Source organism: Pseudomonas gebzensis (assembly GCF_034427815.1).
In the GTDB taxonomy this organism is placed as follows: domain Bacteria; phylum Pseudomonadota; class Gammaproteobacteria; order Pseudomonadales; family Pseudomonadaceae; genus Aquipseudomonas.
Genome location: NZ_JAXQNS010000001.1, coordinates 298,638 through 322,714 on the forward strand (window position 1 = coordinate 298,638; position 24,077 = coordinate 322,714).

At 51.5% G+C, this 24,077-nt stretch carries 17 protein-coding genes and 1 pseudogene; all 18 read right to left on the reverse strand.

All coding sequences use genetic code 11. From position 1 onward, the window contains the following. Positions 1-19: 19 nt before the first annotated feature. Complete coding sequence (locus SJI00_RS01395) at positions 20-3,742, reverse strand: glycosyltransferase (RefSeq protein ID WP_322460449.1); 3,723 nt, start codon at positions 3,740-3,742, stop codon at positions 20-22. After that, on the reverse strand, positions 3,742-5,271 hold the full coding sequence (locus SJI00_RS01400) for a class I SAM-dependent methyltransferase (RefSeq protein WP_322459977.1): 1,530 nt from the start codon (positions 5,269-5,271) through the stop codon (positions 3,742-3,744). The genes SJI00_RS01395 and SJI00_RS01400 overlap by 1 nt, the downstream gene beginning before the upstream one ends. Beyond that, positions 5,268-6,485: an ABC transporter ATP-binding protein gene (locus SJI00_RS01405; RefSeq protein ID WP_322459978.1), complete on the reverse strand. Its 1,218-nt coding sequence runs from the start codon at positions 6,483-6,485 to the stop codon at positions 5,268-5,270. Before SJI00_RS01405 ends, SJI00_RS01400 begins: the two co-directional genes overlap by 4 nt. Beyond that, positions 6,482-7,276, reverse strand: a complete 795-nt coding sequence (locus SJI00_RS01410) for an ABC transporter permease (RefSeq protein ID WP_322459979.1) — start codon at positions 7,274-7,276, stop codon at positions 6,482-6,484. Before SJI00_RS01410 ends, SJI00_RS01405 begins: the two co-directional genes overlap by 4 nt. A 500-nt stretch (positions 7,277-7,776) precedes the next feature. Next, the gene (locus SJI00_RS01415) at positions 7,777-8,889 is read right to left on the reverse strand and encodes an acyltransferase family protein (protein ID WP_322459980.1); all 1,113 of its coding nucleotides are present in this window, start codon (positions 8,887-8,889) and stop codon (positions 7,777-7,779) included. Between the two features lie 436 nt (positions 8,890-9,325). After that, a complete protein-coding gene (locus tag SJI00_RS01420; RefSeq protein ID WP_322459981.1) occupies positions 9,326-9,589 on the reverse strand; it encodes a DUF3077 domain-containing protein in 264 nt (87 codons plus the stop codon). A 101-nt stretch (positions 9,590-9,690) separates the two neighbouring features. Beyond that, the gene (locus SJI00_RS01425) at positions 9,691-9,933 is read right to left on the reverse strand and encodes a hypothetical protein (protein ID WP_322459982.1); all 243 of its coding nucleotides are present in this window, start codon (positions 9,931-9,933) and stop codon (positions 9,691-9,693) included. Positions 9,934-10,379: 446 nt separating this feature from the next. After that, positions 10,380-10,499 (reverse strand): annotated as a pseudogene (locus SJI00_RS01430) (glucose-1-phosphate thymidylyltransferase); the annotation flags it as partial. A 50-nt stretch (positions 10,500-10,549) separates the two neighbouring features. After that, positions 10,550-11,455, reverse strand: coding sequence for a dTDP-4-dehydrorhamnose reductase (gene rfbD / locus SJI00_RS01435; protein ID WP_322459983.1), 906 nt, complete (start codon positions 11,453-11,455; stop codon positions 10,550-10,552). Further along, the gene (gene rfbB, locus SJI00_RS01440) at positions 11,452-12,528 is read right to left on the reverse strand and encodes a dTDP-glucose 4,6-dehydratase (RefSeq protein WP_322459984.1); all 1,077 of its coding nucleotides are present in this window, start codon (positions 12,526-12,528) and stop codon (positions 11,452-11,454) included. The genes rfbD and rfbB overlap by 4 nt, the downstream gene beginning before the upstream one ends. A gap of 282 nt (positions 12,529-12,810) precedes the next feature. Further along, positions 12,811-13,359 (reverse strand): dTDP-4-dehydrorhamnose 3,5-epimerase, encoded by a 549-nt coding sequence (gene rfbC, locus SJI00_RS01445; protein ID WP_322459985.1) that lies wholly within the window; start codon positions 13,357-13,359, stop codon positions 12,811-12,813. Continuing rightward, the gene (rfbA, locus tag SJI00_RS01450; protein WP_322459986.1) at positions 13,359-14,240 is read right to left on the reverse strand and encodes a glucose-1-phosphate thymidylyltransferase RfbA; all 882 of its coding nucleotides are present in this window, start codon (positions 14,238-14,240) and stop codon (positions 13,359-13,361) included. The genes rfbC and rfbA overlap by 1 nt, the downstream gene beginning before the upstream one ends. Before the next feature lie 211 nt (positions 14,241-14,451). Continuing rightward, positions 14,452-15,483, reverse strand: coding sequence for a hypothetical protein (locus SJI00_RS01455; RefSeq protein WP_322459987.1), 1,032 nt, complete (start codon positions 15,481-15,483; stop codon positions 14,452-14,454). A 268-nt stretch (positions 15,484-15,751) separates the two neighbouring features. Next, the gene (locus SJI00_RS01460) at positions 15,752-16,477 is read right to left on the reverse strand and encodes a glycosyltransferase family 2 protein (RefSeq protein ID WP_322459988.1); all 726 of its coding nucleotides are present in this window, start codon (positions 16,475-16,477) and stop codon (positions 15,752-15,754) included. Further along, on the reverse strand, positions 16,474-18,039 hold the full coding sequence (locus tag SJI00_RS01465; RefSeq protein WP_322459989.1) for a hypothetical protein: 1,566 nt from the start codon (positions 18,037-18,039) through the stop codon (positions 16,474-16,476). The genes SJI00_RS01460 and SJI00_RS01465 overlap by 4 nt, the downstream gene beginning before the upstream one ends. After that, on the reverse strand, positions 18,036-18,413 hold the full coding sequence (locus tag SJI00_RS01470; RefSeq protein WP_322459990.1) for an HAD family hydrolase: 378 nt from the start codon (positions 18,411-18,413) through the stop codon (positions 18,036-18,038). Before SJI00_RS01470 ends, SJI00_RS01465 begins: the two co-directional genes overlap by 4 nt. After that, a complete protein-coding gene (locus SJI00_RS01475) occupies positions 18,410-20,110 on the reverse strand; it encodes a hypothetical protein (RefSeq protein WP_322459991.1) in 1,701 nt (566 codons plus the stop codon). Before SJI00_RS01475 ends, SJI00_RS01470 begins: the two co-directional genes overlap by 4 nt. Before the next feature lie 15 nt (positions 20,111-20,125). After that, positions 20,126-24,049, reverse strand: a complete 3,924-nt coding sequence (locus tag SJI00_RS01480; RefSeq protein WP_322459992.1) for a CDP-glycerol glycerophosphotransferase family protein — start codon at positions 24,047-24,049, stop codon at positions 20,126-20,128. Positions 24,050-24,077 lie beyond the last annotated feature (28 nt).

Genomic DNA, 24,077 nt, shown 5'->3' on the forward strand with positions numbered 1-24,077 from the left:
GGGCAGGCCCGTTTCAGTGCTACTTACCTGTTGCCTCGATCGCGGCAAACAATTGCTGCGCACTCTGCTCCCAAGTGATCCATGGCATCGCAGTGGACGACGGATGACGGCCTTCCTGGTGTAGAGTCAGCCAGGTGACGAGCTGCTCGTACAGCGCCTCTGGCTGTTCGCCTTCGAAGTAGAATGCATGCTCGCCTGCCACCTCACGGAATACCGGAATGTCTCTCACGATCAGTGGCAAGTTGGCTTGCGCAGCTTCGATCAGTGGCAAGCCGAACCCTTCTCCGAGCGAGGCGGCGATCAGAGCGTCGGCCTGGGTGTACAGGCCGCATAGATAGTCGTCATCGATCCCTTCGAACCAGAAGAGCCGTTTGCCCTGTTCAGGGTGATTCCTCAAGCGCTGCACGAGTGATTCGACCATCCATCCTTGCTTGCCGACGATCAGCAGGTTCGCGTCCTTCTGATCCGCCCAAAGCAGCTCGAACGCATCCAGTACCTGCGTATGGCCTTTCCTCGGCTCGAGGGTGCCTACCATCAACAGAGAAGGGCGTGCCAGCAGTTGTGAGAGCACCTGCTTTGGAATGACGTTGACGGGCGTGGACTGCGCAGGTGCCGCAATGTCGGCGCCCAGATGGAACCAAGAGATAGAGAATGGACGTTTGCTGGGTGGCCGGTGCTCGGCCACCCACTCTTCCATTTCGTCGGCCACCGCCTTGGAGATGCAGACGACGCCGTCTGACTGCGAAACGACGTCCAGCCAGCGGTCGAGCGCGTCCGCTGCACCTTCGACGAAACAGTGCGAGAGCTTCTTCAACAGTAGGTCATACACCACGAACTGCACATTCACACCGCGGCGTCGCATGTCGGCGAGGGCCTGCCGCTGTTTCGGCACGATGGAAGGCTGCAGGTCCAGACCGATGAAGCGGTCGCCTTCGCGCACCACCACGGGCTCGTCCTGCAGCAGATGCTGAGGGCAGTTCAGGAAGCCCAGCGTGAAGTGTCGAGCGTATCGGTAACCTACACTGTCGTCGGTCGCGTAGACAGGCTCGACACGATAGCCGGCAGGGGGCGTCGAGAGCCAGATGCTCAGGATGTTCCGAACGACCCGCTGGATACCGCTTTTGGCATCCCGATTGACCAGCTCGGAAATATCGACCAGCAGTTGCGGCTTCGTCATCGGCGGCGTGAGGCTCTCGTCGATGGACTGGGCAAGGGCGACGGAGTGTTCGAATGTGAAGTAGGCCTTGTCCAGCTCTGCGATCGCCTCGATCGTCCCGGCTATGGAATGGGTGGCGTCTTCGTGGAAGGCCTCGATCGCATCGCGGTACAGGGCTGCACAGGCTCGGGGTGCGTGATCGGTATGGATCAGGCGTTGGGCCTGTGCACTCAATCGTTCGCGCGCGGAGACGTCGTTGCGTAGCAGGTTCAGCGCCTCAGACAGCGCGCCATCCTCGAACGTGTCGGGCAACATGATGAGGCTGGCCTGGGGAATGTCTGCCATGCTGCCGTTGGCATTGACGATCGTGGGAATGCCGTAGTTCAAGCAGTCCAGCACCGCTGCCGACGTTTCGCCTCGCGACAGCGCGCGTAGCTGCACGGCGGCGTCCGCGATGTCCAGATAGGCCTTGAACAGCTCGGTGTCCGTCCAGCCCGTGATCGCGATGCGGTTGCGGCAGTGGCTGCCATTGATGCGCTTGAGCAGGCGTTCGCCATACAGGCCTTCGTTGTTCTGCCCGACGTAGATCAGGTGGCAGCGCTCGTCCTTCGACAGCTCGGACTCGAGCCAGGCATCGAGCAGGCGGTCGTTGAGTTTGGACGGGCCGAGCAAGCCGAAGCTGCAGACGATGAAATCATCCTCCCCGAACCCGAGCTTGGCCCGGGCCGCAGCACGTTTGCGCGCGTTGGGGAATCGTGGCGTGCGCAGCAGCGGAATCTCTTTCCAATCGCGGCCGATCTGCTCGCCATACCAGGCGTGGGTCAGGCGGATCGAATAGTTCGAGTGAACGATGACGCCCTCGGCCTGTTGCAGCACGCGCAGGTTGCACGGGTACTTCCAGACCGCATCGGCGCTGTCCAGGCCGTTGACACGCTCCTCGATGGCCTTGTAGCCGTGGCTATGGTAAAGGGCATCTGTCCAGAAGCCTGGCTGCCCCTTGTTGACGTCGATGTCTGCCACGACACCCGACAAGAAGAAGTCGTGCAGCACCACCGTTCCCGGAATCTTCTCCAGCAACCTGAACATGTGCTCATGGAAGGAAGAGTTGCCGAAGTGGTAGATGACACGGTCGAACCGGTGCGCATTGTCCTCGAACCACGCTACCGAACGAATGGCGTAGTTGATGTCGGCATCCGAGCTGGAAACCGACTCCTGGGCCACGATGGCATCGATCTCATAGTACTGGGCGAGCTCGGGAAGCAGCTCTGCGCTGTAGTCGCTGATGCCGCTGCGGGCCGGCGGAAGAGGGGACACGTACGCCAGGCGAGGGCGTCTGGTCGACCGCAGGGTATGTGAGCGGCGAGTGAGTTCGCCGAGCAGCGTGTGAACGGCCTGCACGGCCGTGACCGCCGTCTGGTCCCAGCTGAAGTGACGCGCCTGCTCGAGCGCCAGCGACGCCATCTGGGTTCTCAAGGCTGGATCGCCGAGCACAGCTGCCAGTTTCGCCGTGATGGACGTGACCTGGTAAGGGTCGAAGAGCGCCTCGGCATTGCCGATGACTTCGGGCAGGCTGGAAGTGTTCGAGCCGATCACGGGCTTGCCGCAGGCCATCGCCTCCAAGGCAGGCAAGCCGAAGCCTTCGTGCAAGGACGGGAAGATGAAAAGCGTGCACAGGTTGTAGAGCGCGAGCAGGTCTTCTTCACTGACGAAACCGGTAAAGCAGACATCGCTTTTCTTCAAACCGTTGGCAAGGGCGAGGCCCTCGAGCCGCGAACGATCCTCCAGGCGGATGTTACAGACGATGACCAACTGGTGTGCGCGGCGCAGCGGTGCATCGAGCGCGGCATAAGCGCTGATCAACCCTTCGATGTTCTTGCGGGGGTCAATACCGCCGGTGTACATGATGTACGGGCGGTCGATGCCCAGGCGTGCCTTGAGCGCTGCGCCTTGCAGGTCGTCGGGCGTGGGCTTGAAGTGATCGGTGTCGATCGCCGTCGAGATGTTAACCACGCGTTCGGGCAGGAAGCCGAGGTGATCGATCACCTCGGCGCGAGACGAATTTGAAATGGCCAGTACCAGATCGGCGCGTCGCAGGTGCTTGAGTTTCGCTTCGTACCACTGCCGCACCGGCGGTGAACTCAGGTAGGTCTCAGGATTGATGTGCGGGATCAGGTCATACACGATGGCTGCCGTCGGCACGGTCGAGTCCAGCGCCTTGATGCTGGTCACGGCGTCGTCCACCAGGCCTTCGAACAGGCTGGTGACCAGCACCAGATCCGGATGCAGCTCGCCGATGAAGGCCTCCCTGACCCGTTCCGATGCTTGCGTGCTCCATCGGTGCTCGGCCGGCAAGGCGCTGACCTTGCTGCACGGTGTCCAGACCCTGATCCGACGTTCAGGCAAAACGCCCTGCAGCTCCTCGCGGATCGCGTCGATCGACTCGCCGAACAGACCATTGAGCACGACGAACACGTCGATGTCGCCAGCGTTCTGGATGAAGGCCTTGGTGAAGGAAAGCGCGTAACGCCCAATGCCCCGATGTCTGTTTTCGGCTTGGGCGCCCTGCAGGTCAATGACTACACGCATCAATTCACATCCTTACGTGGTTCGTTTCTGTTCAACCGCAAGTAGATCGCTTTGGCATTTTCGGAGAGGTGGGCCGGTGCTGCCGGCGCATGACCGGGCTCGGCTGCCGTGAAGGTCTGGGGCGCTGCGGCGGCCACGTTGTGGAAGGGAGCGGCCGGTGCGGCACGCAAACGCGCCGCCAGCTTTTGCAGACGGACGTAGGTCGGGGGGTGGCGAACCAAGATCTTCTTGATGAGCGTGCGAAGCCTTGGCTGGTCCAGGACCCTCTTCAGCGCGGTGCGAGCGAGGTGTCTGGACGTCTGTACCGGTGAGGACACCAGCTTTCTCGTGACGATGACGCCCTGCCGCATTGGCGCTGTCACCCGCCACGAGGTACTTTTGCGAAGCTGCTGGATCTGCTCCGTCAGCGCGCTGACCGTCTGATGGTGATAGGCGCTGGCATCGCCGAGTGTCGCGATGTGCTGCTGGTGAGCGAGCACTTCGGTGTACCAGTGATGCGCATTTTTCAGCGACTCGTCCAGCGAGCGTTGAAGTGCGTCGTTGGCCAGCTTGAGCTCATCGAATTGCAGATCCGACATGGACGCTTTCAGATCATGCAGCTGAGTGAGCAGCGCGGCATGCTCGTGCTCGACGAAATCCACGCGGTTGTGCAGCACCGTGTTTTCGTTCTCGATGAAGTCCGCACGTTTATGAAGGGCTGCCTTGTCGTACTCGAGGGCATCCAGGCGCTGGCTGACCGATGCATTGTCGGTGTCCCAACGCTGCCGCTGTTCTTCGGTCTTGGTGGCCAGGCTCGCCTCGTATCGCTGCGCCAGATCCGCCAGGCTCAGACCGTAGCTGCCCTCGAACACGGCGTCGAACGCCGAGAGGTCGACGTCGTCCGGCGCTTTCTGGGCGACGATCGCATAATCGGGACTGGCGCCACCGAGCACCTCCATCAGGGTCGGTGAAAGCGAATCGACCAGCCTCGGGCTTTCTTGCAGACGCATCAGCTTGGAGCGCTGGAAACCGCTGAAATTGACCAGAAACTCCAGCAGCATGTGCGGGATCGGGCGTTCGTGCGTGGGGTCCAGGTAGAAATTCTGGGTGCCGACGATCAGGTTTTCAGCATTCGGCGTTTCGAGAATCAGCAGCCCGCCGGGCTTGAGCACTCGGTTCGCTTCGCTGACCAACGACTTCAGCGCGTCGAATGGAATGTGTTCGACGATGTGGAAACCGCTCAGGACGGTCAGGCTTTCATCGGGCAGGGACTGCAGGTAGGCAACGGCTTCTGCTTTCTCGGCAGGCAGCGAACGGGCCTGACAGGCCTCCAGCATGCCTTCGTCCAGGTCGACGCCGGTCGCATCGAAACCGTTTTCGATCAGCGTCTCCAGCCATTCGCCACGGCCACAGCCCACATCGACGGCCCGACACTCAGGATAGAGTTTCAGCAGTGGCGTGATGAACGGCAGGTAAACCTGCAAGCGCTGCTTGATGGTGTCGTGTGAGCCGCGGTGCTCATCCTCGAAAGCGCGGTAGAACTGGCTCATTGGGCGCACTCCACTGTTGGCTGGATCCATGCCGAGCCCACAAAGGGCACCTTGTCTGCATTGATGACGTTGAATACGAGGGCGAGATCCCGCCACTCGTAATTGGCGTTGAGATGGGTGTCTGCCGTATGAAGGGCGACTGCAATGGAATAAGAGCCCACACCGATGTTGGCCTCGAACATGAAGCTGTATTCCATTTCGGCGCCAGGCGCCAGGCTCCCCATCTTTTTACCCAGATGGTGAGTGTTGGTGCCGTAGATGGGCTGACCCAGACGGTCCTTGATCATGTAGCCCACTACCAGTTCGGGTATTGCCTGGTTCACCTTGACCTTGATCTTCAGGTTTACAGGTTGCCCTACGCTTACGAATTCGACCGGCGCGTCGAGCTCATTGTAGAGGGCCAGGCTTTCGATGGTCGCCTCACCTGAGCCTGATCGGGTTTGCACGGTGCCGTCGGCCATTGTGTGAACTTGAACGGTCGCGTTTTCTTTTTCAGCAATGATGGCATTGTAGAAGTCCATCACCTCTTCAGGCGCACCATCCTTGATCACGGTGCCGCCTTCGATCAACAACACCCGATCGCACAATGCCTGGATCGAGCTGCGGTCGTGAGACACGATCAGCAAGGTTGTGCCTTGCTCCTGAAATTCGCGTATGCGGTCGAAGCTTTTGTGCTGGAAATAGCTGTCGCCTACCGAGAGCGCCTCATCGACGATCAGAATCTCCGGGCGTCGCGCCGTGGCCACGGCAAATGCCACGCGCATCTGCATGCCACTCGAGTAGGTCCGTACAGGCTGGTCGAAGTACTCGTCGACCTCGGCGAATGCCTCGACTTCAGGCATGAACGCGTCTATCTCCTGGGCATTGAAGCCCATCAGGCCGGCGGCATGATAGACGTTCTGGCGCCCAGTCAGCTCGGGGTTGAAGCCCATGCCGAGCTCTAGGATGGCCGCAATCCGCCCATTGACCTGCACTTCGCCAGTGGTGGGCTGCAGCGTGCCAGTCAGCATTTTCAGCAGGGTCGATTTGCCTGCGCCGTTCTGCCCAACGATGCCAATCGCTTCGCCAGCGTTGATCTCGAAATTAATGTGTTGAAGCACCCAGTGCTCTTCGCGTGGGGCGATCCTGATGCCTAGCCAGCGTGCGATACGCTGCCATTCGCTCCGATAGGTGCGGTAAGCCTTGCCTAGGTCTTTGGCGCTCAACAGGGTCATAGGGCATCCACCATTTCAGGAGCCGCGCGGCGGAAAATATAAAGACCCAATACCAGCAGCAGCAGGGTGAGGACAACGGTACTGGTCAACCCCATGAGGTTGGGGGACAGTCCATAGACGAATACGTCGTGGTAGGCGCTGACCAGCGGCAGCATGGGGTTGTAGCCGATCAACGACTGCAGATCTTCAGGAATGATCGTGATCGGATACACGATTGGCGTGAACCAGAACAAAATTTGCAGCACGATGGGCACGACTTGGCCGATGTCCCTGACGAAGACGTTCAGCACACCCAGTACCAGGCCGAGCCCCATCGCCAGCGCAGCTACGATCAGGATCAGGGGTACCGCCCAGAGCATCTGCCAAGTCGGCCAATGGCCGAGGCAAATGAACACGCCCAGAACAGAAAGCAGCAGTAGGAAATTGTTGAGCAATGCCGAACCCAAGACGATAAAGGGCAGGGTGATCCTGGGAAACTTCATTTTCTTCATGAGGTTGCCATTTTCGATGAATAGCGTCAGGCACCGATTGACGATTTCGGAGAACAGGCTCCAGGCCAGGGTTCCTGCCATCAGGTACAGGGCATACGCGTATTTGTTGTCGATGCCAGGCAACTTCGCAGCCAACACATTCGACAGAATGAGCGCGTAGATCAGCACGTTCGCCAAGGGGTTGATGATCATCCACAGCCCGCCAAGGCTACTCCGCGAAAATCGCGAAACGAACTCATTGCGGATCGAGGTGGCGATAAAGCTTCGATAGCTGAATAGCCCTCTCAATAATCCAAACATGTGATCTCCTTTCTTAAGGTACTGGAGCGCCATGAGACGCCGTTTCAGTGCGTTGGTTCTTCGCTCAGCTCGAGGTGGCTCAGCACCTGCTGAACGGCTGCCGAATCAAATTCTGCAGTTTGACGGTTTTTTTCATCGGTAGCTGTAGCTCCATTCCTCAACCCAATCAGAGATGGGGAACGCAGCTTGCTGAAAAACTGAGGGTGTGATCGACGACTGACCGAACAGAGGCTCTGCCGAAGCTATTGGGTACGTCACCGGACAGCGATTCCAGACTGCTGAGCCTTGGTTGGCCCATGCCCAGCCAAGTACGGGTTATGGTCTGCGAGCGGTGCGCAGCCTGTCGAAAAATTTCCTGAGGATACCAGAGAATGTCGTACGTTCGGAGAAGGATGAGCTGCTCGCCCCTCTCTCATACAGAAGGGCTATAGACGGCGTCGTCGACGCAGGCAAGGCCAAATTCGCGGGTTTTGACGACGGTCGCTCGTTGAACAACCGCGTTAGACGACGGCGCGGCCCTCTGGCCGGCGGCCGCGGGCCAAGCGACTGTGGCGCAACCAACGTTGTGCCGGGCGTTCCACCCACTGATGGCAGACCAGGCTCATGGGAACAAGCACTGTGAAGAACGACAGCATCACCCAAGGCTGATAGAAAACCTCACGATCGAAACCCAGACGGTCGAAAACCAGCGCAAACACGATCTGCAACGGAAAGTGCAGCAGATAAGAGGAGTAGCTGATATCGCCGATCCATCCGGTACTGCGCAGCAGCCCATGCCAGTGCAGCCCGGCGGCTGCCAGCAGGGTAAGGGTGGCTGGGAAACACAGGCACATCACCAGATAGACATCGAGGGTATCGCGCAGCCATAGCTGCGACGCCCATGCGCCCGCCGTAACGCAACCACACATCAGCAACGCAAAACCTGAGCCGCCCCAGCGTCGCAGCTGCCACAGCACGGCATAGGCAAGCCCTCCGGCAAAGAAGCACAGCAACCCGCTGCCGACTTTGTAGCTGCCTGGGTAAAGCATCAGCCCTGCGCCACAGGCAATGACCGCCAGCAGCCAACGCCAGCGGCCAGCCAGGCAAATGATGAAGAAAAGGGCATACAGCAGTACTTCGACAGAGACCGACCAGATGGGCGCATTGTACGACCAACCCTTTTCAAGACCCCAGGCAGGCGCGAGCAGGAGGTTTAGCAGTGCATGGTACGTGTCGTTGTAGAGGTAGACGAAGTCACTGCCGTGAACTATGCAGTAGATGCCCTGTAGCCCGGCAACCCCGCCGAAGGTGAGCAGGTGCAGAGGGTAGAGGCGGCTGAAGCGGTCGACGACGAAGCTGCGCACGCTGATGCTTCCGGCAGCGACACGCTGGGCGAACAGCCAGAAGAACACGAACCCCGAGATCGAGAAGAAAAGCTGTACCGCCAGCCCTCCGTATTGGTAGAGCGGCGTAAGCATGGTGAAAAAGGGCTGGCGCGCACTCTCGAAGGCTGCCGGGCTGTCACCGATGTAGAAAAAGTGCTGCCAGTGCCAAAACACCACACTGAGCGCGGCGAGACCGCGCAGGGTATCCAGGGTATACAGCCGTTCGGCCGATGGGGATGCAGCAGGCATTTGAGAAGTCGCTGACGGGTAAGAGGGGAAATGCTTGCACCCGTGCAAGACCCTGTCAATGCGGCTTCGAGCTTTGTTGGAGCGGATGAGGAGAACGGCGGTAAATGAAGCAGGGCTGCAGGAAACGGCGCAGCCCTGCAGTTCGTCAGTCTGTTTGCACCGTCGTCCCAGAACGTCGGTGACTCAGGTTCGCCCCAATGGACGGTGTTCAACGAGGCTAGAGAGGTTTTGCCCGAACCGGCCGCTGCATTGGCTGTAAACGCGGCAACCGTAGCGCCAGCCGAGCGTCGCGGTAGGCGCAAGCCTCTGCCAGCTAACCTGCCGTGCACCGATGTAGTACACGAATCTGTGCGCCCAGCGAGTATTAACCCTTATAAAGCGAAGGCGGTCTTGGCAAGGGCAGGGCAGCAAGCACCCTGCTCATTCAATAATGCTCTTAATTCGCCATGCCAGCTTCTGCATCGTCCATCAGGGTCTTGGCCAGCGCGCCCAGGTAATACGCTGCCCATACCAGCTTGGGGTTTTCACCCATCAAGCCACTGATGGTCAGCTCCTGCGCGTAACCCATCAGTTCCGACGCTTGCGCCCGCGCATGTTCGCAAGGTATGCCCGGTTCGATACAGAACAGCGGTTGAGTCTGCTGCCTGCCTTGGTAAAACTTGGTCTTGCCGGCGGTGAAGCCGGTAGGTTCGGTGGTCACTGTTCAATCTCCCTTGATCGTTTCGCTGCCAGCATTGCTGTGCCGCATGTGGGAGCGGGCGTGCCCGCGAAGGGCCCGCCCAGCCAGCACATACCTGTGCGTCAGTGGAACGCTCCCGCTTCGTTTTGCAGCTGTACCTGTATCAGCGCCGACTCGAGCAGGACCCGCAGCGCCTCCATTTCATGCAGAGAAGCCATGATCAGGGTCGACGCCGGGGGTTTGGGCTCTAGGAGCAGCGCCTGATGGGCGACGGTAGCGGCGCATAGCGCGTAGTCCGTGGCTTGGGTCAGGGTGTGTTCGAGGGAATGAATAGTGCGGGGTGGGTCAGGAACAATTTTTAGCATTGCGTATGTCCTTTGGTCGATGCGGCTCCCTCCTGCTATCAAACAGTTGGGTGGCAGCTGTACGTGGGTTGACAGACCGGCGGACATAGCAAGTTCCGGCGCACGCAAGCGTGCCCGCACGTACAGCCGCCATAAAGGACGAGCTGATTCCTATGTACCGTCACAGCCTGTCAAAGCCGGATCGTTGTTTGGCAACGACAGGCCGAGACTAGATCGCTTCATGGGTGGCCACAACGGAAAATAGGCAGCGAGAGTATCTTTGGGAAATGGACTACAAGGAAGGGATTAATTCTGACGTACGTTGGAAATGTTCCACTCAATAGTGGTCAGGGCATTGATCAGCAAAAAGCCACGCAGCTTAACTGCGCAGCTGACAATCGCTAACGGGGCTTAGCCTGTGACGACTTGGCCCCGCCAGTGGATCAATCGAACACTTCAGCCAGTCCGGAAATGATCAGGATGTCGCGAATACTCGCCAGCAGCCATGTGCGAGGTGGGTGGTACATTGTCGGATGGTCATAAACAGGCAAAAGCTGCTTTCAAAAGAAAAGCGTGGCCGGATGCAGGCGCGTTCCGGAACAGCCCGCCTAAATGACCCCATCACGACTGGGTGGGTTTATTTATCCAGAGCTTCCATGAGCATACGGGTTACTCCACTTTGCCAATCAGGCAAGTGCAGTGTGAACGACTGACAAAGCTTGGCAGTATTCAAGCGTGAATTCATCGGGCGCCTGGCCGGCGTAGGATACTCGGTGGTGGCGATTGGATTCACGGCCTCGACCGCAAGCGCTTCGCCATGTTTCCGGGCAAACTCAATAACGTAGCTGGCGTACCCGTGCCAGGTCGTTTCGCCCGCCGGCGCCAAGTGGTAAATACCGCTCAGCTCCGGCTTGTACCAGGCTTCTCGAAGTGCGGCCACCGCGACATCCGCCAACAGATCGGCCCCTGTCGGCACGCCTACCTGATCAGCGATGATGTTCAAGGTGGGGCGATCCTTGGCCAGGCGCAGCATGGTCTTGGCGAAGTTGTTACCCCGCGCGGCATACACCCAGCTGGTCCGGAAAATCAGATGTTTGCAGCCCGACGCCTGGATTAGTCGTTCGCCTTCGAGCTTGGTCGCACCGTAGTGGTTGACCGGCGAAACTGGGTCGGTCTCCTTCCACGAGTTGCTGCCCGAACCATCGAAAACGTAGTCGGTGGAGTAGTGAACCAACCAAGCATCGAGGCGCTTGGCTTCCTCGGCCATCACCTGGCTGGCGAGCGCGTTGACGGTCTGGGCCAGTTCGCGCTCGCTTTCGGCCTTGTCGACGGCGGTGTACGCGCCCGCGTTGACGATGACCTGCGGCGAGACTGCGCGGATGGTATTCCGAAGCCCGTCAAGGTCTGACAGATCACCCGCCAGATCACCGTAGTCTGTCACCGCACGGTGGCGATCGAGCGCCACGACTTCACCCAGCACGCTCAGCGCCCGTTGCAGCTCCCAACCGACCTGGCCGTTCTTACCGAGCAGCAGGATTCTCATGCTTGGTCCGCACGCTTGGCATAGTTGCTGTCGATCCATTGCTGGTAGCTGCCACTCTTGACGTGGGCAACCCACTCAGCGTTGTCCAAGTACCATTGCACGGTCTTGCGAATACCGGTTTCAAAGGTTTCTTCCGGCACCCAGCCCAGCTCGCGCTGGATCTTGCTGGCATCGATTGCATAACGCAGATCGTGGCCTGGGCGATCCTGCACGTAGGTCAGCAATTCGACATGGGGACGGAATTTCGAGTCAGGCCGCAGCTCATCGAGCAGCGCGCAAACGGTTCGTACCACCTCGATGTTCTGTTTCTCGTTATGGCCGCCGATGTTGTAGGTTTCGCCCACTTCACCTTCGGTGACCACTTTATAGAGCGCGCGAGCGTGGTCTTCGACATACAGCCAGTCGCGGATCTGGTCACCTTTGCCGTAAATAGGCAGCGGTTTACCTTCCAGCGCGTTGAGGATGACCAGTGGGATCAGCTTCTCGGGGAAGTGGAACGGGCCATAGTTGTTCGAGCAGTTGGTCACCAGCGTAGGCAGCCCGTAGGTACGTGCCCAGGCGCGCACCAGGTGGTCCGAACTGGCCTTGCTGGCGGAGTAGGGCGAGCTTGGCTGGTAGGGCGTGGTTTCGGTGAACAGATCTTCCGGGCCTTCCAGATCGCCATAGACTTCGTCGGTGGAGATGTGATGGAAGCGGAAGGCGGCCTTGCGCCGCTCGTCCAGCGAGCTCCAGTAACTACGCGTTGCTTCGAGCAGCACGTAGGTGCCGATGATGTTGGTCTGGATGAACGCCGACGGGCCGCTGATGGAGCGGTCGACGTGCGACTCGGCAGCCAGGTGCATGACGGCGTCAGGTTGGTGTTCGCGGAACACGCGGTCCAGCGCTTCGCGGTCACAGATATCGACGTGCTCGAAGGCATAACGGTCGTTCTGGTCGACCGACTGCAGCGACTCCAGATTGCCAGCGTAGGTGAGCTTGTCGACGTTGACGACCGCGTCCGAGGTGTTGGAGATGATGTGTCGGACGACTGCCGAGCCGATGAAGCCGGCACCACCTGTTACTAAGATCTTCACGAGAGTTTTCTACCTTGAGGTTCTGGCAGGGAACGAAGAAGCCCTGGACAGTCCATGCGCGTATGGCGTGTTCATAGAGAGGCTGTGCAAAAGCATATCCGATTGGTGTGCCACTTTGGCAACGGCGCTAACGGTCTGTTCCACAATGGTAGAGATGCGGTGGCATAAGACGGGTGTCTTGCGAATTCGAGCTATAGGCACTCGGTACCACACCCTGGCACATCGCTGACAGAATGATCGTACGCGCGCAGAAGCGCGCGCTTCTCGATTCGACCTATGGCCTCACTCAAACACGTCGGCTTCAGCGAGGGGCAAGCCCTGTTGATCCTTGCCTGACAAGAGCGGCGCGCCTTCAGCAGGCCATTCGATGCCGATCTGCGGATCGTTCCAGGCGATACAGCGCTCGCTGTGCGTGGAGTAGAAATCGGTGGTCTTGTAAAGGAACTCGGCCGTCTCGCTCAAGGTGATGAAACCGTGGGCGAAGCCGGACGGGATCCACAGTTGATTGTGGTTCGCTGCTGAGAGGTGCGCGCCCACCCATTGGCCGAAGGTGGGTGAGGAGCGACGAATATCGACAGCAACATCGAAGACTTCGCCCTGCACAACGCGCACCAGTTTGCCTTGGGCGTGGGGCGGCAGCTGGTAGTGCAGGCCGCGTAAGACGTGCTTGGACGAGCGCGAGTGGTTGTCCTGCACGAAGTCGGGGTTCAGGCCCGTGGCCGCTTCAAAGGCGCGTGCATTGAAGCTTTCGTAGAAGAAGCCGCGGTCGTCGCCAAAAACCTTAGGGGTGAGTAGCACGACCTCGGGGATCGCTAAACGAACGGCCTGCATCAGAACACCTTCTCTTTCAAAATGCCTTGAAGGTATTGGCCATAGCCATTCTTGACCAGCGGCTGCGCCAAGCGCTCGAGCTGTTCGGCATCAATCCAGCCGGCGCGATAGCAGATCTCTTCCGGGCAAGCGACCTTGAGGCCTTGGCGGCGCTCGAGGGTGGCGATGTATTGGCCGGCCTCCAAGAGGCTGTCGTGAGTACCCGTATCCAGCCAGGCGTAGCCGCGGCCCATGATCTCGACGTGCAACTTCTGCTGTTGCAGGTAGAGCATGTTCAGATCGGTGATTTCCAGCTCACCCCGTGCCGAGGGCCGCAGGCTGCGTGCCAGGTCGACGACTTGGTTGTCGTAGAAGTACAGGCCAGTGACCGCATAGTTGGATTTCGGAGTGGTGGGCTTTTCTTCCAGCGACAGGACACGCCCGTGTTGATCGAAGTCGGCAACGCCATACCGCTCAGGGTCCTGCACGTGGTAGGCAAACACCGAGGCGCCTTCTTCGCGCGCGTTAGCATTGCGCAGCAGCGACTGGAAGTCATGGCCGTAGAAAATGTTGTCGCCCAGGACCAAAGCCGAAGGGTGGTTGCCAATGAAGTCGGCACCAATGGTGAATGCCTGGGCAAGGCCGTCTGGACTGGGCTGTACGGCGTAAGAGAGGTTGAGACCCCAGTGGCTGCCGTCCCCCAGAAGCTGCTGGAAGCGGGGGGTGTCTTGAGGCGTAGAGATGATCAGGATGTCACGGATACCGGCGAGCAGCAGGGTGCTGAGCGGGTAATAGATCATCGGCTTGTCGTAGACAGGCAGTAGCTGTTTGGAGACGGAGAGGGTAGCGGGGTGGAGGCGGGTGCCGGAGCCACCAGCTAAGATTAGGCCTTTGCGGCTCATGATACGTCCTATATAAATGCAGAGAAAGATAATAACGAATTTAGAAATTGGCGGGATTTTAACCTATTCTAAATAAAGTTTGCTAGTGGTCAGGGGTGGATTAAATATTGACGCGGCGGCGAAAATGTTGTCGGCTAGAAAGTAATAAAGAAAAATAGCTAATGTAACAGCGTGCTCCTCTTTCAAGGGCACGCTTTGGATGCAATATGATTCAAATTTTGAAACTAATGAAAAGGATTTTACCCCCGGGCTTTCCTTTGGTTTGAACAACTTGTAAAACTACTAAGCTTCCATCGTTAAGACCTTGAATCCCTTCGTTTTCTGTTACGTCAGCGTCGATTCCCCATTCTCTAAGCTTATCAAATAAGATTTCAGGTGCGACATAGTTGGAGCTTTTTATATTACCTGATTTATCGAAATAATTTATGCCGTAATAATGATAAGGAGTAGCTTTCGAGGTGTCTGACCAATGTCCGCCCATAGACATCACAAATCCATCTTTGATAGCTGCAAATCCTTGGTGCTTAGGAATGTTAAGTTTCTGGGATTCCCTGTAGCCTGAATACTCAACGGGGAAGGTAATATCTCCTATGTGTTTAAAGTCACTGTTAAGGATCGCGTACTCGCCGCGACTTTGCCCAAGTGAATCTTTATGCGTCTTATATTTTTCTACATACCAAAGATTATCTAGCCTGGAAAAACTTTGGGCGACGTTGTCGTAAAGAGAGCCGATCTTCAGCGCGCTGCCGATTTGGCTAGGACTTTTGATAAGTTCATATCGCGCTAGCTTATTTTCAGATCTGATATAAGCAATGTTCTTGTCGCCTACGTGATCAACGATCAACGCTTCCGAAACTGAGTTTTGTGGCTCTGGAATTATATAGGTATTAATTAGCTCGGAAGAGCTCCATTTATATTCTTCAATTACAGCGCGTGAAGGATGCTTGTTTGAGTACCTAAGAATAAAAATCAAATCCTTTTCTTCGTTAATGTAAAATCCTTGAGGGTAAGTAGACGGCGTCCCGATTTGTTTGTTTACAGCTTTAGAATTCTCAGAGTCAAAATTCAATGATTTCATTAATCGAAAATCAGACTCCATACTATTAGATACGGATTTTTTAAACTCTCGAACAATCTCCGTGAGGTGAGTGCTTTTTGGCGTATCCTTCTCACTGGCTATAGATTCAAATGTTGCCAAAGTAAAAAGGTATCCAACCAGAATTGCATATGAAATTTTTTGCATGCATCCTCCTGAATTATAGTTTACCACATGGGCTTTCGCCGATGATTGCATCAAATAGGACAATTAGTCAGTAAGCTAGTGCGAGGATTCTCTGGAAAAAATAAAGCCGGCTTGTTGCTGAAGGGAAGGTTGAGCTATCTTGAAATTATCGTTGGCACGTCTCGATAATTCCTCGCTTTAGAATGAAACTTCTAATGAAATGAATTTTTTAGTACGTTGTGGTTTTGCATCCTAGAAGATTTTGCTAGGATGCAAGAAGAAGATTTAACTAATTTGAGTGCGAGCTTATAATAGATTTATACTCGTCAGGCGTCCCGCAGAATATAATATCTTCACTAGGAATGATTTCGTAGCTTACGGAGTTGCCGTTTTGTATAAGGTAGTTGTAAAGCGGCGCTATATAAAACTCGCCCTTTTCTCGTAAGTCATTATTAAATGAGTGCTCAAATGCGGTCTTGAAGAGGGTTGGTGTTTTGAAATAGTAAAGTCCATTACTGCAAAGATTGGAAATTCTATCTTTCTCAGTGGTTTTCAAAACACTGTGGTTTTCTCCAGGAAGAGCAAAGGACCAGTGCGTACCTTCACCAAGGAAAACTTCTAGGTAGCCATCATTTATACTTTTTTCTGACTTCTTGAAGTTTGGTCTAAACGTATCAATATTAAATATGTAAATTGGCTCTTGATTATTGTAAAAGTCAGCTGCCTTAAGAAGGCCTTGATAAACAGTGTCGGCTTGACCTTCAGTCTCATCAGTAAATTCGACGATCAAAAAGTTTTTTACGCCTAATTTAACTAGTGCATCTTTGACAAATATTGATGCGGAATAATCTGTTCTTACCAAAAATAAAAACTTATCAGTTTCAAAGTATTTTTCAAAAGACATGACGGCTTTTTCAAAAACTGTGAGCTCTCCAACTTTTAACTTATATTTAGGCTCAGAGTACCCTTCTTTGAAGAAGCGACTGCTCTTACCGACCATTGGGATTATGATCATGGCTTTATATCCGAATTGATAAACTCATTGTACAGACGGAATGCGTTTGCGAAGAGTGCTAATTGTCTAGGCTTATTGTCTGAGTGTAGAGGTAGCATTGACAAGAATAGTAAAATCGTCAGCGGCATATATTCAAGAGCAGAAGATCCAGCGACTAGTGGTTCTTGAAGATAAGCTTTTTGAATATTAGTAATGCGTTGGTCTGTGAAAATCTCTAAATTAAAATTCAGCTTTTCATCATGTTGAAGATGATATGCCCCAGCAATGATGTGGTCGTAAAGACCTATTAGAGAGTGGTTAAGCTTAGCCACATCGTATGCAATATCGCCATACATGGTGAAATTGTTTTCAACATCAATCGCTCTAGGATCAATCAGTTTTATCGCGTCAGCCCTTGAGTCGTACAGTATATTGCTGAAGCATAAATCTCCGTGTAACACTCCAGGCACCGATTTTTTAGACAAGGCAAGATTAATGCATTCATCCATGACTTGACCAATGGAAGGTGACTTGCATCCATTCACAGTTACTGTGGACGTTGTATCGAAACCCATGCTTCTACAGAAATCGGTTAGTCGCGATATGGTTTTATCTGCGAACAAACTTTTCCTGGCGGTTTCTATCTTTGAATGATATTGAGAATCAAAGTTCTCAGTGCAGGCTTGAAGCCAGGCGCTGAGATGTTTGAAGATTTTTCTCCAAAAGAAAACTGGATTGTTACCGTTTACCAATAGTTCATTGAGAGGTGCTAGGTACAGAAATTCTAATACGTAATAGGGACGCTCTTCATGCACCCCCTGCCCCATGAGCTGCGGAACAAAGCCCTTTAAGGAAATGGGCAAGTTAGCAAACCAATTACCTTCTGCCGAAATTTTATATCCAGGCGTACCGCTCTTGTAAACATGCGTGTCAGTAATTGTGAGTTCGTTGAATGAACGTTGGGTAGTGATTTTGGCTCGAGTCTTGTAGAAAGTATTAATATGGCCGAGATCGAACCATTGGTCTAGCTGAGACTTTTCCAGCTCGATAACGTGATCGTACATGCGTACGGCCTTAACAAAATCGCCACGGCATATAGTGAGGTTTTTTATAAGTTCTCTGATGTTAGAGAAAGAAAAATATCCGCACCATACAGACTCGCTATTCAAATCAGATGATTCAACTTCCCAGTTATAATAATCTTGGGTAGATGCTAGCGCTAGAACATTGTTCCCATTCGGGACTTGAGGAAGATATGTATCTCCATGCAAAATCCTAATCTGTTTGTCTGAAGTTTCAATTACATTCAGGCAGAATAATATAGAGTCTGCTAGGGTTAAGTTGTCTGGGACATTTATAGTTTTTACATTTAGTTCTTTAAGTGTATGATTGTCCTGTCCCGAGAGTTGATAGCTTTCAGGAGTACTTAGCCAGATTTCCTCATTGGAAAACGCAGCGTTCAGTGCCGCGACCTGAAATTTAAAAAGGCGTTTGTTACCCACAGGTAAAAAAGCCGGTGGTAACTTTCCAAACTCTGCTTGGAACTCAGGACCCACATAGGCTGCTGAAGTGATCAATATCATTCAGATTTCTCCTTTGACAGGAGATCCAGAATTTGCTCATAGGAATTATCGCGAAATTCCGAAGGACGCACGGCTTTATCATCAACGTAAAAGCCGTCCATTCCGCACCACGGCTTAGCCATGATAATTTCGTCATACGGTACTGAATTTTTAGCTAACCAATCGATAATAATCGGGAGAGTATTTGCGTTTATTTTACCTATATCGCCTTTATAGGTTCGCATATTGCGGCTGGTACTTATCGCGATGGTAAAGCCCAGTTCTTTGTAATGCCGCATCTTATTAATGATATGGATGTTCGGCGTGCTATTTTTGTAGTCACCGTTCTGAGTTGTACAGATAGTATCATCTAGGTCCATGATCAAACGTTTCATACTTTATTAAAACCTGCTAAAGCATTAAAGAATTTTTCTACTTCGGTATTCTGTCTGAATTCAGAAGCTTCGTTTGAAAAGTCCAAATCCAGCGCGGCTGAAAAGTCTGGGGGAGTCGCTTTCGCTGTCGCCATTTTCATATCGCGTTTAAGTGGGGTATGAATTGGTTGAAGATGATTTTCCGCCATCCAACCAAAGATTAACCCATGAGCCCGCATTTGCGGAAACTCAGTAAATGGCGATAGACTTTCTGCTGAAAGTGAGGCATTCCAAAGTGAGGCCATTGATAATGCTGACTTTCTTGGCCCATACCAAAATTGATCCTGTGGGCCATATTCTTTTGTAAAATCCATGCCGACTTCATTCGGCATCAAATTCTCTAAAATTTCATAGCTGAGTGAGTTGTGTATTCCGATATCTGGTCTGCATCGAACGATGTAGTCATATCGGAAGTTATTCTTCTTTTCATGAGTAACGGCTAACTCATGTGATTTATATATGCCATACAGCATTTTTGCCTGGTTAAGGCTTCCAAGTGATAGAAACTTATCAGCTCTATCCGGATTTTCTCTAAACAGGCAGTTAGAATCCTCAAGCAAAACTTCGTCAAACTTGATATGGGGAGGCAGGTTTGATATAGAAAAGTGCGCTTGTTTCGGTGTGTCAATTATTTCATATGTCCGCGGAAATTTAGATTTAAAATATCGCTTAGATCGTAAAGCTGGAGGGCATTTCGAGAGCATATCTTTATTAAATATTCTCAAAAGCCAGTCATCTCCAGCGCCTCCAAGACCTGGCCAGACTTGCATTTCTGTCCAGGAATGGAAAAATACGTCAGCATTCAAAGGTTGAATTACATTCTTATATATGCTGTCTAGAGCCAAGTTGCCGCAACGATACATCCCTGAGAGACAGACAGCAACACGGGGCTTAACGTCGGAACCTAATTGATTAATGCTAGCAACGCGCTTTAGCTCTGGTTGAATTATATCGGAAATCAGTGAATAGAGTCGTGCGGCTCCATCTTCTTTCTTCTGTTTTTGCGCTATAACTATGCCAAGAAGCTTGTGAAGTTCGTTATAGCCGACTTTAGGAAACGTAATGAGATTAGAGTTGGAAAGAGTCTTTTTAGCGATGAGCTGTGTAATGTAGGCCTTTCGCAAGGAGCTCATTTTCTTGAAGTTATCAATGTTCTCTAGGATCGGTTTTATACATGCGTTTATAGCATTGCTATCAATTAGCTCATTTAATGCATAAGTGAAATACATTAATGTTTTAGGGCTTTGTTCTGCCAGAAAAATGGCTTCTCTTTTTTCTAAAATAAAATGGGCTAGTATGGTTTTGTCTGAAAGCGAGATATGACGAAGAAGTTCCCCGTCTAACCCGGGGGCTGAGTCTGCCTTACGCTCAAAATGCATGAGCATTTCCTGCTCATATATTTTTAATAGCGCTTGCGCATTTCCGCGTTTTTCATAGACATTACTTTCGTCTTCTGCAATAGCCTTTATATCGTAAAGGCCTACACTAGAAATAAATTCGTGAAGTTCACGAAGTCGACCAATGTCTGCGAGATAAACACAAAACTCAAGATGCTTCGAACAGACTTTAGCTTCCTCTCTAAAGAATTTTAACAAAGCATCAAACTCCCAGCTGGTGGAGAGTTTTTTAACAATAGAGTCAAACCTTGCAGAATTCATTTTTTATCCAATCTATTAATTATTTATCACTTGATAGAATTTATTAATGGCTTCTGCCTGGTAGATAGAATTGTCGAATCTTGAGAATTCAAATCCATTTTTTGAATAGTCCATAATTGCTGCCCCGATTTCATCTGCTGCCATTCCTACGATACGACCTAGCTTCCCAGATTGTAATACATCATAGGCACAAGGGAAATTAGTACAGATCACAGGTAACCCTAAAATCATTGCTTCGAGTATCGCTAGTCCTTGGCCCTCATGCTTAGAAGAAAATACAAAACATGTAGCTTTTTTCAAGTATTTGAACGGATTATCTTTACGGCCTAAAAGAAATACCTTTTCGCCCAATCCCTTAGACGATATCAAAGCCTGTAGTTTATGCTTCAGTGGCCCGTCGCCTACTATCACGAGTTTACTATCAGGCGCCATCTTCTGAGCTTCATAAAAACCCAGAATCAAATCCTCATGCCCTTTCTCGACAGAAAGCCGAGCAACATTTATAAAAATATCACCGCTGCCCGAAAATATCTTGATTTCTTCGGGGATCATGATTTCCTCTTCGGCCAGTCGGATAACTTTATCTGCATCTATGAGGTTGTCACAATATTCAAACTTTTCAGGGCTAATTGAAAAGCGCTCCTGTAAATTTATTTTATTCAGAGTGTTAGTTGCTTTAGATACTGAAAGTAGTACATCATAATTATTGTAATTATTGAAAACGCTTTCAAGGTTAGGGAATCGTTTGGTCCACTCTCCCACCATGTCATTATGGAGGTATGCAATGCTTTTCTGATTATTAGGGTAAGGCTTTTGCGCCATGAGTAATGCCCAGAACCTAATGTAACCATCAAAGTTTACTAGACAGTCGTAATTGGCTCTGCCAAACATTCGGATGTTTTCGCGCAAATAGCATCTTTGCAGTATCTCACGCATTTCTAGGGTGGGCAGGCAGTGCTCACGCATGAAGTAATCGTTTAGCCATTTCTCTTCAATGGTCATATTCTGCCTACCGACTCTCGCAATAATATTTACATTGGAGTGTAGGTTTCGCATCTGCTGCACACGTTCAGGGTGGTTAGCGACAGAGCTTGGATCTACTGCAAGTGTTAATGAGTATTTTTTAAAGTCGAGCGCGTTTGACAGGTTAGTTATCGAGGTGGTAATCCCGTTGGGAATCAGTGCGCCGGCAAATGCAACAATATTAATTGTGCTGTTTTGTGCAACACATATACGGCTGGAGTTTTTTTCAAAGAAGAAATAATCAATTATCTCTTGAGCAGAATTTCCTTTGTCGTACGGACATAATTCAGCAGTTGCATGGCTCCGGTTTTTCGCCTGGGTGCTGTCTACCGAAATATGCAAGGCTTGTATCAATCCCTCGCGCGTTGTACAAAACTCCCCATAGAAGCTTTCCAGACTGAAATAAAGTCCTCGATCCTTACGATATTGCTCATAGTCGTAAGCATAGAATATGATTGGTCGGCCTGTGGGTATGAAATCGATCGCAACGCTGGAATAGTCGGTTATTAGAACATCAGTCAAAGCAAGGAATTGGTTTGTATCAATATGGCTGGGGAGGAAGTTAATTCTCGGATTTTTTTCCTGAATGCACCGTTCAAACATGTGATGTCCTTTAAAGAACACTACACAATTCGCATCAACAGTATTTTCAATGAGCTCGATTGCTGTTTCTATTTCATCGAGTTCTATATTAGAGTTAGCAACACTACTGCCCCGATAAGTAGGCGCGTAGAAAATGACCTTGAAGTCCTTCGCTATCCCGAGTTCTTCTCTAAGCTTTTGCAATAACGCGGGCGATGGATTTACTGTTAAGTCAACCCTGGGGTAGCCCATTTTCAAGATGTTTGCGTTTAGGCCTGGTCTTATATCATGTTGGTCAATAAGAACCTTTTCCGAGTGATCATTAGGCACAATTATATCTGTAGCTTGCAGAAAATTCCTTGCGGCATTTTTGTGCTCGAAGAGCGAAGTTTGGATATCTTTGCCTAAGGTTTTAAGAGGCGTGCCGTGCCATGTATTTAAGTACTTTTGTCCAAGTTTTTTTATAAAATAAGGAGGAAAGGTATTGTTGTTAATTAGGTACTTTGATTTTGCTATATAATAGAGGTAGTTTTCGCTTTCTCTGCTAATAAAAATAACGTTTTTTAGTTTTTTAAGATATTTTGGAATTTTGTCTTTGTCATTGATTACCCAGATGTAAGTGAAGTCCGAAAAGTATTCGGATTCCAGCATCTTCATAAAGATGGCATAAGGGTTGCAAGAAATGGACGCGCCATGGAAGCTTTCTAGTAGAACCATTCTAGGGTCTAAAGCTTCTCTTTCAAAATATTCAGTATAAATAGCGGGCTTATTGAAGCTCTTATCATCCTGTAGTGGATTTTCAGGCGCTCCATAGGGTGCTTGAATAATTCGTATGTTTCTGAACGCTGAGCAAGCTTCGTTAAGTCGCCCTTCCTTGGTAAGTAAACAACCGAGCATGTAGTGCCAGGCCGGCACGTGTGCATCATTTCTTGCAATAGCCTGGCGAACATGGGGTATAGCTTCAATGTAGTTTTGCTCCGAAACATACGTGAGCGCGACCTTCCACCAAATATCAGCTTGAGACGTGTCAAGCTCTAGACTAATTTTAGCTGAGGACTTAAGTTTGGTTTTCTCAAAGCTGGCTTTGTAACCTTGAGTGATGCTTCCTTTTGATGTGGCGCTTGAATTTGTAACAAGGGCTTGTTCTAGAATTTTTCTGCCCAAAATAGCATTCGCATCTTTCTGCAAAGTTTTTACATATTGTTTACAAGCATCTTCGATCCGACCACTTTTCTCTAGCGTATACGCACAACGGTAGTGCCAATATACAGAATGGTCTCGTCTAGCACTCGCAGCGTAAGCATATGCTTCTGCCGCACTGGGATATTTTCCTTGCCTTTCACAGACAAAACCTAGCCTGTAATGCCAGTAAGTATCGTTTGAATCCAAAGCTATTGCATTTCTGTAACTTTTTTCTGCTAGTTCCCACTGATAAGTGCGGTCATACGCCATACCCAATCGATAATGGAGATTTGCATTATCATAATTTTTTTTAAGCGTTTTCTTGAAAGCACTAATTGCTGCGGTCCATCTACCACAACTCTGATGGAATGCGCCAATTCCATAGGTTGCACTATCAAGCTTCTTATCCAAGCTTATGGCCAGCTCATAATGTTTTGCTGATCCAGCCAGATGGATGCGGTCGTCATGACCTCTATTTTCTAAAACATACCCAAGGCGATAATGTAAGCTTGCTTCGTTCGGTAGATATGTCAACGCTTTTTTATAAGCTTTGGCGGCATCTATATGTGACTTCATCATTTCCTGAGTTTCAGCTAATTCTACATAATGGCTGGGGTTCTCAGGATCAAGAATTGTTAGTTGTTGAAGAGTATCAATTCTTTGCCACCACTTTGCTTGCTTTCTCAGTACATCTGCATGGAAAGACAAGTATGCAAGATTTTCTTGGTCTTTTGCGATTGCATTTGTAATCCACTGTTCAGCATTATGCCATTGACGAATCTCGTAGAAATGTACAGCATGGTAATAATTAGTGATTGCAGATCTAGGTTTTGAAAAATCTGCAGAATTTAAGTCTGCTATGTTTCCGACGCGGCCGTCAAGTATCCCTTCCTTAAAGAAAACTATAAGCGGATTTAAGTCTTTAGGGGTGTCTTTGTATAGATTAATATAAAAACTTGGATCAAACTTTTCACTGGGCTGGCGATTTTCCAGCCAGCCATAAATCAAATAGTGTTGTAGCGGGTCGAGTTTGGCTGTGACGACATCAACGTAGTTTCTGGTATAGAACTCCGGACAAAAATAGCCGCTCCTGACCAGCAGGCTTTGCAATGCGGATGCCGTTGACTCTTCTTTAACGATTTCTGCGCTCACTTGTGTTACCTGAATGTTGTTCGAGTTT

Excerpts from the sequence above, each read along its gene's own strand:
- SJI00_RS01395 (WP_322460449.1), bottom strand. The coding sequence starts at position 3,742 with ATGCGTGTAGTCATTGACCTGCAGGGCGCCCAAGCCGAAAACAGACAT.
- SJI00_RS01400 (WP_322459977.1), bottom strand. The coding sequence starts at position 5,271 with ATGAGCCAGTTCTACCGCGCTTTCGAGGATGAGCACCGCGGCTCACAC.
- SJI00_RS01405 (WP_322459978.1), bottom strand. The coding sequence starts at position 6,485 with ATGACCCTGTTGAGCGCCAAAGACCTAGGCAAGGCTTACCGCACCTAT.
- SJI00_RS01410 (WP_322459979.1), bottom strand. The coding sequence starts at position 7,276 with ATGTTTGGATTATTGAGAGGGCTATTCAGCTATCGAAGCTTTATCGCC.
- SJI00_RS01415 (WP_322459980.1), bottom strand. The coding sequence starts at position 8,889 with ATGCCTGCTGCATCCCCATCGGCCGAACGGCTGTATACCCTGGATACC.
- SJI00_RS01425 (WP_322459982.1), bottom strand. The coding sequence starts at position 9,933 with ATGCTAAAAATTGTTCCTGACCCACCCCGCACTATTCATTCCCTCGAA.
- rfbD (WP_322459983.1), bottom strand. The coding sequence starts at position 11,455 with ATGAGAATCCTGCTGCTCGGTAAGAACGGCCAGGTCGGTTGGGAGCTG.
- rfbC (WP_322459985.1), bottom strand. The coding sequence starts at position 13,359 with ATGCAGGCCGTTCGTTTAGCGATCCCCGAGGTCGTGCTACTCACCCCT.
- rfbA (WP_322459986.1), bottom strand. The coding sequence starts at position 14,240 with ATGAGCCGCAAAGGCCTAATCTTAGCTGGTGGCTCCGGCACCCGCCTC.
- SJI00_RS01455 (WP_322459987.1), bottom strand. The coding sequence starts at position 15,483 with ATGCAAAAAATTTCATATGCAATTCTGGTTGGATACCTTTTTACTTTG.
- SJI00_RS01460 (WP_322459988.1), bottom strand. The coding sequence starts at position 16,477 with ATGATCATAATCCCAATGGTCGGTAAGAGCAGTCGCTTCTTCAAAGAA.
- SJI00_RS01465 (WP_322459989.1), bottom strand. The coding sequence starts at position 18,039 with ATGATATTGATCACTTCAGCAGCCTATGTGGGTCCTGAGTTCCAAGCA.
- SJI00_RS01470 (WP_322459990.1), bottom strand. The coding sequence starts at position 18,413 with ATGAAACGTTTGATCATGGACCTAGATGATACTATCTGTACAACTCAG.
- SJI00_RS01475 (WP_322459991.1), bottom strand. The coding sequence starts at position 20,110 with ATGAATTCTGCAAGGTTTGACTCTATTGTTAAAAAACTCTCCACCAGC.